This window comes from Pseudomonas sp. HMSC063H08 (assembly GCF_001813645.1).
GTDB lineage: Bacteria > Pseudomonadota > Gammaproteobacteria > Pseudomonadales > Pseudomonadaceae > Pseudomonas > Pseudomonas aeruginosa.
Genome location: NZ_KV813325.1, coordinates 67477 through 80167 on the forward strand (window position 1 = coordinate 67477; position 12691 = coordinate 80167).

At 68.7% G+C, this 12691-nt stretch carries 10 protein-coding genes; 9 read left to right on the plus strand and 1 reads right to left on the minus strand.

The features are described 5' to 3' along the window. The first annotated feature begins 79 nt into the window (after positions 1-79). From HMPREF2924_RS00810 to HMPREF2924_RS00850, 9 genes are all read left to right on the plus strand, one after another. Positions 80-664 (plus strand): SAM-dependent methyltransferase, encoded by a 585-nt coding sequence (locus HMPREF2924_RS00810; RefSeq protein WP_003110179.1) that lies wholly within the window; start codon positions 80-82, stop codon positions 662-664. A 138-nt stretch (positions 665-802) separates the two neighbouring features. Beyond that, positions 803-4408, plus strand: a complete 3606-nt coding sequence (locus tag HMPREF2924_RS00815) for a DUF2339 domain-containing protein (protein ID WP_003135877.1) — start codon at positions 803-805, stop codon at positions 4406-4408. Next, entirely contained in the window at positions 4405-5799 is a 1395-nt protein-coding gene (locus HMPREF2924_RS00820) for a DUF3999 domain-containing protein (protein ID WP_023094933.1), read from the plus strand. Before HMPREF2924_RS00815 ends, HMPREF2924_RS00820 begins: the two co-directional genes overlap by 4 nt. 108 nt (positions 5800-5907) lie before the next feature. Continuing rightward, positions 5908-7848 (plus strand): esterase EstA, encoded by a 1941-nt coding sequence (gene estA, locus HMPREF2924_RS00825; protein ID WP_004364536.1) that lies wholly within the window; start codon positions 5908-5910, stop codon positions 7846-7848. A 153-nt stretch (positions 7849-8001) separates the two neighbouring features. Further along, the gene (gene gloA, locus HMPREF2924_RS00830) at positions 8002-8532 is read left to right on the plus strand and encodes a lactoylglutathione lyase (protein ID WP_003141835.1); all 531 of its coding nucleotides are present in this window, start codon (positions 8002-8004) and stop codon (positions 8530-8532) included. A 139-nt stretch (positions 8533-8671) separates the two neighbouring features. Further along, on the plus strand, positions 8672-9682 hold the full coding sequence (locus HMPREF2924_RS00835) for a class 1 fructose-bisphosphatase (protein WP_003110175.1): 1011 nt from the start codon (positions 8672-8674) through the stop codon (positions 9680-9682). A gap of 4 nt (positions 9683-9686) precedes the next feature. Then, positions 9687-10289, plus strand: a complete 603-nt coding sequence (locus tag HMPREF2924_RS00840) for a DUF924 family protein (protein WP_003095987.1) — start codon at positions 9687-9689, stop codon at positions 10287-10289. 72 nt (positions 10290-10361) lie between these two features. Further along, a complete protein-coding gene (gene bamE, locus HMPREF2924_RS00845; RefSeq protein WP_003095983.1) occupies positions 10362-10619 on the plus strand; it encodes an outer membrane protein assembly factor BamE domain-containing protein in 258 nt (85 codons plus the stop codon). Continuing rightward, the gene (locus tag HMPREF2924_RS00850; protein ID WP_003095980.1) at positions 10616-11185 is read left to right on the plus strand and encodes a lipocalin family protein; all 570 of its coding nucleotides are present in this window, start codon (positions 10616-10618) and stop codon (positions 11183-11185) included. The genes bamE and HMPREF2924_RS00850 overlap by 4 nt, the downstream gene beginning before the upstream one ends. A 142-nt stretch (positions 11186-11327) precedes the next feature. Here HMPREF2924_RS00850 and HMPREF2924_RS00855 read toward each other — a convergent pair whose 3' ends face one another. Beyond that, complete coding sequence (locus HMPREF2924_RS00855) at positions 11328-12689, minus strand: formimidoylglutamate deiminase (protein ID WP_023094932.1); 1362 nt, start codon at positions 12687-12689, stop codon at positions 11328-11330. Between the last annotated feature and the right edge of the window lie 2 nt (positions 12690-12691).

Here is a 12691-nt window from a genome sequence, read left to right on the forward strand (position 1 = left end):
TTGACCTCAAGTCGACTTGAAGTGGAAGACTAGCGTTTCGGCACCTGGGCCGTGACGAAATACAGACGAGGTGAACCTCATGTGGGACGAACGCTATGCCGCCGAAGAGTATGTCTACGGAACCGAACCCAACGCTTTCCTGAAGGAGCATGCGCAGCGGCTGGCCGGGCCGGTGCTGAGCGTCGCCGAGGGCGAGGGGCGCAACGCGGTGTTCCTCGCTTCGCTGGGGCTGGAGGTGCTTGGCGTGGACGGCTCCGCCGTCGGCCTGGCCAAGGCGCGCCGGCTGGCCGAGGCGAAAGGCGTGTCGATCGACACCCTGGTGGTCGACCTGGCGGACTACGAACCGCCGGCAGCGGCGTTCGGCGCGGTGGTGTCGATCTTCGCGCACCTGCCCAGTCGCGTGCGCGGCAGACTCAACCGCCTGCTGGAGCGTTCGCTGCGACCGGGCGGTCTCTTCCTGCTGGAGGCCTATCGGCCGGAACAGCTCGGCCGCGGCACCGGCGGCCCGGCGGACGTCGACATGCTGGTGAGCCGCGCGGCGCTGGAGGCGGAGCTGCCGGAGTGCGAGGTGCTGCTGGCGCGGGAAATCGAGCGCGAGGTGGTCGAGGGCCGTTTCCACACCGGCGCGGCCTGTGTGGTCCAGTTCATCGCCAGGAAGAGGTAGCTCGCCACGGGGCGGGCGTCGGAATGCGTCGAATCTCGGGAATGCGGGCTGTATACTCCCGGCGCGGGTTCCGCTCTGGCAGGATGGCCAGGGCAGGTATCAGTGGATCGTGGTACCTCTTGATCAAGGATTCGACGCATGCAATGGATTTTCATGCTGGTGGGCCTGATCCTCGGCGGCTTCGCCGGGGAATCGCTGGTCGGCGCACTCCTCGGCGGCCTCTCCGGCCTGGCCCTGGGACAGGCCGTCTCGCTGCAGAACCTGGCGCAACAGAACGAGCGCCTGCGCAAGCAGATGAGCGAATTCGCCGAACGCTTCGAGCGCGGCACCGAGGTCATCCACCAGCGCCTGCTGCGCGTGGAACGCCAGGCGCAGGACCTTCCCGAAAGCGTTCCCGAGCCGGCCGCCGGCATCGACCAGCCGCTCGCAGACACGCCTCCCGCTCCTCCCGCCGAGGTTGCCCCGTCGCTGGACTGGGACATCGAGCTGCCGCCCGTCGAGGCTGCGCCGCCTCCGCCTCGTCCCCCCGAGCCCGTCCAGCCCATCGAGCGTCAGCCGGCGTTCCAGCCTGACGCCCAGCCAGCGCCGCGCCGTGCCGCCCCTCCAGCGCCTCCACGCGAACCCTCGCTGGTCGAGCGTGGCTTCGCCGCGGCCAAGGGCTGGCTGTTCGGCGGCAACACGGTATTGCGCATCGGCGTGGTGCTGCTGTTCATCGGCCTGGCCTTCCTCCTGCGCTATGCCTCGGAACGGGTGGCGGTGCCGGTGGAGTACCGCTACGCCGGGGTGGCGCTGGCAGCGATGGCGCTGCTCGGCGTCGGCTGGTGGCTGCGCGAGCGGCGCGCAGCCTATGGCCTGATCCTGCAAGGCACCGGTATCGCGGTGCTGTACCTGACCATCTTCGCCGCCATGCGCCTGCATCCGCTGATCTCTCCCGGCGCGGCGCTGACCCTGCTGGTGGTGGTGACGATCTGCTCGGCGATCCTCGCCGTGCTGCAGAACGCCATGGGCCTGGCGGTGGTGGCGGCGCTTGGCGGCTTCGCCGCGCCGATCCTGACCTCCACCGGCAGCGGCAACCATGTAGCGCTGTTCAGCTACTTCGCCCTGCTCAACGCCGGCATCTTCGCCATCGCCTGGTTCCGCGCCTGGCGGCCGCTCAACCTGGTCGGCTTCGTCGGCACCTTCGGCATCGGTTTCGCCTGGGGACTGCGCTCCTATACACCGGAGCTGTTCGCCAGCACCGAGCCGTTCCTGGCCCTGTTCTTCCTGATGTACGTCGGGATCGGCCTGCTCTTCGCCCGCCGCAAGCTGCTGGAGGCCGCGCAGGCGCCTGCCGAGCGCGGCGAACTGCTGCGTTGGTCGGCGCGACAGGCCGACTACATCGACGCCACCGTGCTGTTCGGCCCGCCACTGGTGGGGTTCGGCCTGCAATGCGCGGTGATCGGCCACATCGACTTCGGCATGGCCTTCAGCGCCCTGGCCCTGGGGCTCTTCTACATGGTTCTGGCGCGGGTGCTGCGCGGCCATGCTTCGGCCGGACGCACCAGCCTGCTGGTGGAAATCTGCCTGGCGCTGGGGGTGGTCTTCGGCACCCTGGCCATTCCGCTCGGCCTGGACGCGCGCTGGACCTCGGCCGCCTGGGCCGTCGAGGGCGCCGGCATCTACTGGCTCGGCCTGCACCAGCAACGCCGCCTGGCGCGGCTCTTCGCCCTGCTGTTGCAGGGCGGTGCGGCGTTGGCCTACCTGAATGGCGTGCGGCCGGGTGAGACGACGTTGCTGGAGGGTTCGCCGCTGGGCGCGCTGATGCTCGGTGCGGCGGCGCTGTTCAGCTTCTGGCAGCTGCGTCGCGCGCCGGCGAAAGCGCTGGCCGACTGGGAGCCGGCCTGCCGGCCGTTGCTGGCGGCCGCCGGCCTGGCCTTCCTCTACCTGGTCGCACCGCTCTGCCTGGCCGTCGACGGCACCGCCATCGCCTGGGCCGTGGCCGGCCTGGCGAGCTTGTTCGCCGGCTTGCGCCTGGGCTCGCGTACCTTCCTGTTCTGCGCCTTCGCCGTGCAACTGCTGGGCGGTGCGCTGTTCCTCCTGCATTTGCAGGGCGGCGATGGCCAGGGTGGGGTATTCGACTCGGGCTGGCGTGGCTTGATGACCGCCTCGCTGATTGGCCTGGCGCTGATCGGCGGCATGCTGCTGGCGGCGCGCGACCCGCTGGTGAAGGACGACAGTCGGCTGCTCATGGGCTTGAGCCTGGTGCTGCTGGCCGGTCTGGCGTTCGTCAACCTGGCAGTGCTGTTCGTCCTGCCTTGGCGCAGCGCCAGCGCGGTATGGGCCGGTAGCGGGCTGCTGATCATCTGGCTGAGCCTGGTGCTGCGCCAGCGCCTGAGCTTCTACTTCGGCCTCGCCTTGCAGGTAGTGGGCGGCCTGGCGTTCCTCCTCGCCGGGCCGTCGCTGTTCGGCTCGCTGAGCGGCGAAGGCCTGCGGCCCCTGGCCCATTCCGGGTTCTGGACGCCGGCAGTGCTGGCCCTGGCGGCGCTGGTCGGCGCCTGGCGGCTGCGCCGCGCCGGCGAGCGCGAGCGGGCGCTGGGTATCGGTACCCTCGGCCTGGCCGAGCTGTCGCACCTGCTGCTGCTCTGGGGAGCCGGCTGGTGGGCGCTGACCGCGCTGTGCGAAACCGTCCGCTTCGTGCCTTATGGCCTGCGCGAGCATGCGTTGCTGCTGGTGGCCGCGGCGACAGTGGCGTCGTGGATGCTGCTGGCGCTGCGCGAGCGCTGGCGCGAACTGGCCCTGCTGTGCCTGGCGCTGGTCCCGGTGGCGCTGTTGGCCCTGGCCAGTGCCTGGCGTTTCGATTACCAGCCGTTCGGCGAATTCGGCTGGCTGGCCTGGCCGCTGCTGTTCGCCACGCACCTGCTGTCGCTGCGACGCCTTGCCCCGTTGCTGCCGGCGAAGGCCCTGAGCGTCGCCCATGTGCTCGGTTGCTGGCTGTTGCTAGGGGTGCTGGCGCTGGAGCTGCGCTACCTGTTCGCCCTGCTCGCCGAACAGTACAACGCCTGGCGTTGGCTGGGCTGGGCGCTGGTCCCGAGCGCCTATCTGCTGCTGGTGGCTGGCGGGCGGAGCCTGCCCTGGCCGCTGCGCGACTTCCCGCGGGAGTATCGGCTGCTCGCCGCTGCGCCGGTGGCGCTGTTGCTGCTCGGCTGGTTCTGGAGCGCCAACCTGCTCAGCGACGGCGCCGCCGAGCCGCTGCCTTACCTGCCGCTGGCCAACCCGCTGGAACTGGGGCTGCTGATCGTGCTGTTCGCCCTCTACCGCTGGAGCGACGCCAGCCTGGCCTCGCTCGTCGATGGCAATGCCAGCGCGCGCCTGGGGCGCCAGGCGTTGGCCGGCGCCTCGCTGTTCGCCCTGCTGACCCTGGCGGTGTGCCGCGCCGCGCACCACCTGGCCGGCGTGCCGTTCCAGGCCGAGGCGCTGGCCGCGTCGATGCTGGTGCAGGCGGGGCTGTCGCTGGTCTGGACGCTCTGCGCGCTGGGCCTGACCATCGCCGGTACCCGTCTCGGCCGGCGCGACCTGTGGATGGTCGGCGCGGCGCTGGTCGGCGTCGTGGTGGTCAAGCTGTTCTTCGTCGAGCTGGGCAACAGCGGCAGCCTGGAGCGAATCATCTCCTTCATCGGGGTCGGCGTCCTGTTGCTGGTCGTCGGCTACTTCTCACCCTTGCCTCCGCGTCGTGCCGAGGTCGCATCGGAGGCCGAGCAGCCATGACGCGCTCCTTTTCGTTCAGAACCGCCGGCCTGCTCCTGCTGGGCGCCTGCCTGTCCCTGCCGCTGTCGGCGAAGGAGTCTGCCGAAGGTTTCAGCCGCCAGGTGGCGCTGTCGCTGCAGGGCGAAGGTCCCTGGTATCGCCTGAGCATCCCGATGAGCGTGCAGTTGTCGGCTGCCCATGCCGACCTGCGCGACCTGCGGGTCTTCGATGCCGAGGGCGAGGCCTTGCCCTACGCCCTGATGGCCGGCAGCGAGCGCCAGGCCAGCACGTCGCATGAGGCCGAGGTGCGGCTGTTCCCGTTGCGAGGCACGTCCGCCGCCGACGCGACGCAGCCGAACCTGCGGGTGCAGCGCAACACCAGCGGCACCATAGTCGAGGTGCTGCCGGGCAACGCCGGGCCGGCTGCCGAGACCCTGCGCGGCTGGCTGATCGACGCGAGCGCGGTGACGTTCCCCCTGGAGCGCCTGCGGCTGGACTGGAGCAGCCCGGAGGAGGGCTTCCAGCGCTTCTCCGTGGAAGCCAGCGACGACCTCGAGCATTGGCAGGCCTGGGGTGACGGACAGATCGCCCGCTTGACCTTCAACGGCGAACGCATCGACGTCAGCGAGGTCAAGCTTCCCGGCCGCCAGGCCCGCTACCTGCGTCTGGCCTGGCCGGCCGGGGCAACCGCGGCAGACCTCCATGGCGCCCGCCTGCAAGGCAGCACGCGGAGCACCGAGCCGGCGCCGATGATCTGGTCCGAGCCGCTGGCCGGGCGCCAGGCAGGGGACGGCGAGTACCGCTGGCAGTTGCCGCTGGCGTTGCCGTTGCAGCGGGTGCGGGTGTCCCTGGAGCAGGCGCTGACCCACACCATCGTCCCGGTGGAACTGTCCGGCCGTGATCGTACGGAGAACGCTTCGCCGCGCCGGGAGGCCGCCTGGAGCAGCCTGGCACGCGGGGTCCTCTACCGGCTGCCGATCGACGGCCGCAACGTACAGCAGAACGAGCTGGAACTGCCGGGCTGGGCGGTGCGCGAGCTGCGTCTGCAGGTGGACCAACGAGGTACTGGCCTGGGCCCGGAGGTCCCGTCCCTGAGTGTCGGCCTGCCGGCCAGCGAACTGGTGTTCCTGGTGCGCGGCAGCCCGCCGTACCGGCTGGCGTTCGGCAAGCCCGGCGCGCAGTCGGCGGCGCTGCCGCTCGGCGTACTGATTCCCGGCTATACCGAGAGCAAGCGCGCCACCCTGGGTAGCGCCAGCCTGGGCGAACCGCTGGAGGTGGCCATGGCGGCCGCGGCGCCGGCACCGGGTAGCGACTGGAAGAAGATCGGCCTGTGGGCGGTACTTCTGCTGGGGGTCGCTCTGCTGGTAATAATGGCAATGAGCCTGCTGCGTTCCTCGCCGAACAAGCCATGAGCCGGTTCCGCGCTATGCTGTTCGGCTGAGGAGGCTTTACGACGGGCCCCGGGGCGCATGCCGACGACGCGGCGGCCCGACAATAAAAACAAATCACGGAGTAAGAGAATGATCAGAATGGCGCTCAAGCCACTGGTAGCGGCCTGCCTGCTGGCTTCGCTGTCCACCGCCCCGCAGGCTGCTCCTTCGCCCTATTCGACGCTGGTGGTGTTCGGCGACAGCCTCAGCGATGCCGGGCAGTTCCCCGATCCTGCCGGCCCCGCCGGAAGCACCTCGCGTTTCACCAACCGGGTCGGCCCGACCTACCAGAACGGCAGCGGCGAGATCTTCGGACCGACCGCGCCCATGCTGCTCGGCAATCAGCTCGGCATCGCCCCGGGTGACCTGGCTGCCTCGACCTCGCCGGTCAACGCCCAGCAGGGCATCGCCGACGGCAACAACTGGGCGGTGGGCGGCTACCGGACCGATCAGATCTACGACTCGATCACCGCGGCCAACGGCTCGCTGATCGAGCGCGACAATACCCTCCTGCGCAGCCGCGATGGCTACCTGGTGGACCGTGCCCGCCAGGGCCTGGGTGCCGATCCGAACGCGTTGTACTACATCACCGGCGGCGGCAACGACTTCCTCCAGGGGCGCATCCTCAACGACGTCCAGGCCCAACAGGCCGCCGGTCGCCTGGTGGATAGCGTGCAGGCCCTGCAGCAGGCCGGCGCGCGCTACATCGTGGTCTGGCTGTTGCCCGACCTGGGCCTGACCCCGGCTACCTTCGGTGGTCCCTTGCAGCCTTTCGCCAGCCAACTCAGCGGCACGTTCAACGCCGAGCTGACCGCCCAGTTGAGCCAGGCCGGCGCCAACGTCATTCCGTTGAACATCCCGCTGCTGCTCAAGGAAGGCATGGCCAACCCGGCTTCCTTCGGCCTGGCCGCCGACCAGAACCTGATCGGCACCTGTTTCAGCGGCAACGGCTGCACCATGAACCCGACCTACGGGATCAACGGCAGCACGCCCGACCCGAGCAAACTGCTGTTCAACGACAGCGTGCACCCGACCATCACCGGCCAGCGCCTGATCGCCGACTACACCTATTCGCTGCTGTCGGCGCCCTGGGAGTTGACCCTGCTGCCGGAAATGGCCCACGGCACCCTGCGTGCCTACCAGGACGAACTGCGCAGCCAGTGGCAGGCGGACTGGGAGAACTGGCAGAACGTCGGCCAGTGGCGCGGCTTCGTCGGCGGCGGTGGCCAGCGCCTGGACTTCGACTCCCAGGACAGCGCCGCCAGCGGCGACGGCAATGGCTACAACCTGACCCTTGGTGGCAGCTACCGCATCGACGAGGCCTGGCGCGCCGGGGTCGCCGCCGGCTTCTACCGGCAGAAGCTGGAAGCCGGCGCCAAGGATTCCGACTACCGGATGAACAGCTACATGGCCAGCGCCTTCGTGCAATACCAGGAAAACCGCTGGTGGGCTGACGCGGCGCTGACCGGCGGCTACCTCGACTACGACGACCTGAAGCGCAAGTTCGCCCTGGGCGGCGGCGAGCGCAGCGAGAAAGGCGACACCAACGGCCACCTGTGGGCGTTCAGCGCGCGCCTGGGCTATGACATCGCCCAGCAGGCCGACAGTCCCTGGCACCTGTCGCCGTTCGTCAGCGCCGACTACGCGCGGGTCGAGGTCGACGGCTATTCCGAGAAGGGCGCCAGCGCCACCGCGCTCGACTACGACGACCAGAAGCGCAGCTCGAAGCGCCTGGGCGCCGGCCTGCAAGGCAAGTACGCGTTCGGCAGCGATACCCAGCTGTTCGCCGAGTACGCCCACGAACGCGAGTACGAGGACGACACCCAGGACCTGACCATGTCCCTCAACAGCCTGCCGGGCAATCGCTTCACCCTCGAAGGCTACACCCCGCAGGACCACCTCAACCGCGTCTCCCTCGGCTTCAGCCAGAAGCTGGCGCCGGAGCTGTCGCTGCGCGGCGGCTACAACTGGCGCAAGGGCGAGGACGATACCCAGCAGAGCGTCGGCCTGGCGCTGAGCCTGGACTTCTGAAGCGGTGGCCGGCGCCCGGGCGGCGCCGGTCGCGTTTCCCGTCGACGGAACGATCGGCGCGCGCCGGCATCAAGAGAGTAGTACCCCGCTGTTACTCGCTGCCCGGTCGACCGCCATACACTGCCGATCCGTTTCGTTCGAGGGAATCGCCCGATGAGTTTCAACACCGAAGTACAGCCCGGCATCTGCATGGAGCCGGACGCCATCACCCAGGAATACGTGTTCAACCACACCATGTTGCGGGTCAAGGATCCGAAGCGCTCGCTCGACTTCTACTCGCGGGTGCTCGGCATGCGCCTGCTGCGTCGCCTGGATTTCGAGGAAGGCCGCTTCTCCCTGTATTTCCTCGCCATGACCCGTGGCGAAGAGGTGCCCGACGCGCTCGACGAACGCCAGCGCTACACCTTCGGACGCCAGTCGGTCCTCGAACTGACCCACAACTGGGGCAGCGAGAGCGACGACAGCCAGTACCACAACGGCAACCAGGACCCGCGCGGGTTCGGCCACATCTGCTTCTCGGTGCCCGACCTGGTGGCGGCCTGCGAGCGTTTCGAGACGCTCGGCGTGAACTTCGTCAAGCCGCTGGACCGAGGCATGAAGAACGTGGCCTTCATCAGCGATCCCGACGGCTACTGGGTGGAAATCGTCCAGGCCAGCCTGAACGGCGAGATGGGACGCGGCTGACGACCGTCGATCGGCTGCGCGCCGCGGAAATGAACCGCGCCACCGCCGCCGATCTCCAACCGGCGGTTGCGCGGAGTCAAGCGTGACCGCCAATTCCGCGTTAAACTGCGCGGGTTTTTTCCTCTCTCCGGAGCCATCCATGTCCCGCGTTACCCTGAGCCGCTATCTGATCGAGCAGACCCGCAGCCACAACACCCCGGCCGACCTGCGCTTCCTCATCGAGGTCGTGGCGCGTGCCTGCAAGGAAATCAGCCATGCGGTGTCCAAGGGCGCGCTGGGCGGCGTACTCGGCAGCATGGGCACCGAGAACGTGCAGGGCGAGGTGCAGAAGAAGCTGGACGTGATGTCCAACGAGATCCTGCTGGAAGCCAACGAATGGGCCGGCAACCTGGCCGGCATGGCCTCCGAGGAGATGGACCACCCCTACCAGATTCCGGGGCGCTACCCGAAAGGCGCCTACCTGCTGGTCTTCGACCCGCTGGACGGCTCCAGCAACATCGACGTCAACGTCTCGGTCGGCACCATCTTCTCGGTGCTGCGCTGCCCCAGCGAGTACCTGAACCAGAACGATACCCTGCGCGAGGAGGCCTTCCTCCAGCCGGGCACCACCCAGGTCGCCGCCGGCTACGCCATCTACGGCCCGCAGACCATGCTGATGCTGACCCTCGGCAACGGCGTCAAGGGCTTCACCCTGGATCGCGAGCTGGGCAGCTTCGTCCTCACCCACGACAACATCAGCGTGCCGGAAAGCACCGCCGAGTTCGCTATCAACATGTCCAACCAGCGCCACTGGGAAGCGCCGGTGAAACGCTACGTGGAAGAACTGCTGGCCGGCAAGGAAGGCCCGCTGGGCAAGAACTACAACATGCGCTGGATCGCTTCGATGGTCGCCGACGTCCACCGCATCCTGACCCGTGGGGGCGTCTTCATGTACCCGCGCGACGCCCGCGAGCCGGAGAAGCCCGGCAAGCTGCGCCTGATGTACGAAGCCAACCCGATGTCGTTCATCATCGAGCAGGCCGGCGGCGCCGCCACCAACGGCACCCAGCGCATCCTCGACATCAAGCCGGAGAACCTGCACCAGCGTGTCGCGGTGTTCCTCGGCTCGAAGCAGGAAGTCGAGCGCATCACCGGCTACCACGCGGAGTAGGCCGATGAGCGCGCCCTGGGAGACCCTGCTCGACTGGTGGTTCGGCACCTCCAGCGATGCCGCCGAGGTGGTTGCCCAGCGCAACGGCCTGTGGTTCGGCAAGAACGTCTGCCAGGACGCCGATGCCGGCGGCCGTTTCGGCGACCTGGTGAACCAGGCGCTGGACGGCGGCTTGCAGGAGTGGACGGCCGAGGCCGATGGCTGGCTGGCGTTGATCCTGTTGCTCGACCAGTTGCCGCGGATGATCTACCGCGACACGCCGCGCGCCTACGCCGGCGACGCCCGGGCGCAACGGGTGGTGCGCGAGGGCCTGGAGAAAGGCTTCGACCGCCAGTTGCCGCCGGTGCGCCGGGTGTTCGCCTACCTGGTCCTGGAGCACGCCGAGGACCTGCCCAGCCAGGAGCGGGCGGTAGCCTGCTTCCGCGACCTGCGCGATCAGGTCGGCGGCAGTGCGCGCCAGCCCTTCGATGACTTCTACGACTATGCCGAGCGGCATCATGCGGTAGTCGCCCGTTTCGGCCGCTTCCCCCATCGCAACGCCATTCTCGGCCGCCCTTCCAGCGAGGAGGAGACGGCGTTCCTCAGGGAACCCGGTTCGCGTTTCTGACTCCAAGGCTTCGGATTTCCCCCGCGTATGCCAAGCTGTAGGGCAGCGCTTCCCCCGAACAAGGAGTTCCTCATGGCGTCGTTCCGTACCCTGGCCGTGGTCGCTTTCTGCGTCGTCCTGGCTGCCTGCAGCAAGATCAACCAGGAAAACTATTCCAAGCTCAAGGCCGGCATGAGCAAGGCCGAGGTCGAGGCGATCCTCGGCAAGCCCACCGAGTGCTCCGGCGCGCTGGGCATGTCCAGCTGCACCTGGGGCGACGAGAAGGCTTTCATCAGCGTGCAGTACGCGGCCGACAAGGCGCTGCTCTTCTCCGGCCAGGGGCTCAAGTGATCGGTCTGCCGATCCGGGTGCTCTGCACCCTGTGGCTGGGCTTGTTGCTGGTCGGTTGCGCGGGCTCGCCGAAGAATCCGCCGGCCACCGAGCAGGTCGACCTCCAGCGCTACCAGGGCACCTGGTACGAACTGGCGCGCTTGCCGATGTTCTTCCAGCGCAACTGCGCGCAATCGGAGGCGCATTACCGCTTGCAGGAAGACCAGAGCATCCAGGTGATCAATCGCTGCCTGACCCTGGATGGCGACTGGGAGCAGGTGGAGGGGCGGGCGGTCGCCCAGCAGCCGGGTCGCACCGACAAGTTGTGGGTGCGCTTCGACAACTGGTTCGCCAATCTCTTCCCCAACGTGGCGCGCGGCGACTATTGGGTGCTAGCGGTGGACGACGACTACCGTACCGCGCTGGTGGGCAATCCGAACCGTGAATACCTGTGGCTGCTGTCGCGTACCCCGCAGGTTTCGCAGCAGACCCGCGAACGTCTGCTGGAAGAAGCGCGCAGCCGCGGTTATGCGGTGGACGAGCTGATCTGGCGGGTACCCGACGGCCAGTTGAAGCGGAGCCAGTGAAGGAACGCCCCGCCGGGGCGTTTTTTCTTTCCAGCGCCGTTCACGCCTGGCGGCTGGCGTGGGAAGTATCGGCTTTTAGCGCCCGACGGCTCGAACGAGTGGGGCGGATAAGCGCAACGCGGTTGTCCGCCGCTGTGCAGGGTCAGTCGAGCAGTTCCCCCAGCACCTGGACGAATGCCCGTGCGCTGCGTTCTTCCCCGGCATGCCGGCCGTCGCGCACCACCCATCTGCCGGCCACCATCACGTCGCGCACCTGGCGGTCGCCGCCGGCGAACAGCCAGCGGTTGAGCAGGGCGTCGCCCTCGGCGCTGGCCAGGTAGGGGTCGTTGCCGTCGAGCACCAGCAGGTCGGCGCGGCGGCCCACGGCGAGGCTACCGATCGGCTGCCCAAGGGCCTGGGCGCCGCCAGCCAGCGCAGCGTCGTAGAGCGTGCGGCCGATCATCGGCTGGTCGTCGCGGTACAGCCGGTTGCGTTTCCGGTCGCGCAGGCGCTGGCCGTATTCCAGCCAGCGGAGTTCCTCGACCACGCTGAGCGAGACGTGGCTGTCCGAGCCGATGCCCAGGCGCCCGCCCTGGGCGAGGAAGTCCGTCGCCGGGAAGATGCCGTCGCCGAGGTTGGCCTCGGTGCTCAGGCACAGGCCGGCCACCGCGCCGCTACGCGCCATCGCCGCCACCTCGGCGGGGTCGGCGTGGGTCGCATGGACCAGGCACCAGCGCTGGTCGACCGCGACGTTCTCGTACAGCCATTGCAACGGCCGGCGTCCGCTCCAGGCCAGGCAGTCGTCGACTTCCTTCTGCTGTTCGGCGATATGGATGTGGACCGGCAGGTCGCCGTGGCCGGCGGCGAGGACCGTGGCGATCTGCTGCGGAGTCACCGCGCGCAGGGAGTGGAAGCACAGGCCCAGGGAGTGGCCTGCCGCGTCCAGCGGCGCGCGCAGGCGCTGGAGCAGTTCCAGGTAGGCCTCGCTGCCATTGATGAAGCGCCGCTGGCCCTCGCTGGCCGGCTGGCCGCCGAAGCCTGCGTGGCTGTAAAGCACGGGAAGCAGGGTCAGGCCGATGCCGGCGGCGCTGGCGGCGCGGGAGATGCGCAGGGAAAGTTCGGCGGGGTCGGCGTAGGAGCGGCCGTCGAGGTCGTGATGGACGTAGTGGAATTCCGCCACCGCCGTGTAGCCGGCCTTGAGCATCTCGATATAGAGCTGGCGGGCGATGACCTCGATCTGTTCCGGCGACAGCCGAGCGACCATCCGGTACATCAGCTCGCGCCAGGTCCAGAAACTGTCGTTGGGATTGCCGGCGACTTCGGCGAGCCCGGCCATGGCGCGCTGGAACGCGTGCGAATGGAGGTTGGGCATCCCCGGCAGCACGGCGCCGCCGAGGCGTTCGGCGCCGTCGGCGTTGGCGTCGGGACGAATCTCGGCGAGGACTCCGTCCGCGGAAATCTCGAAACGGACATTTCGCGCCCAGCCTTCCGGCAGCAACGCACGTTCAGCGAAAATTGCGGACATAA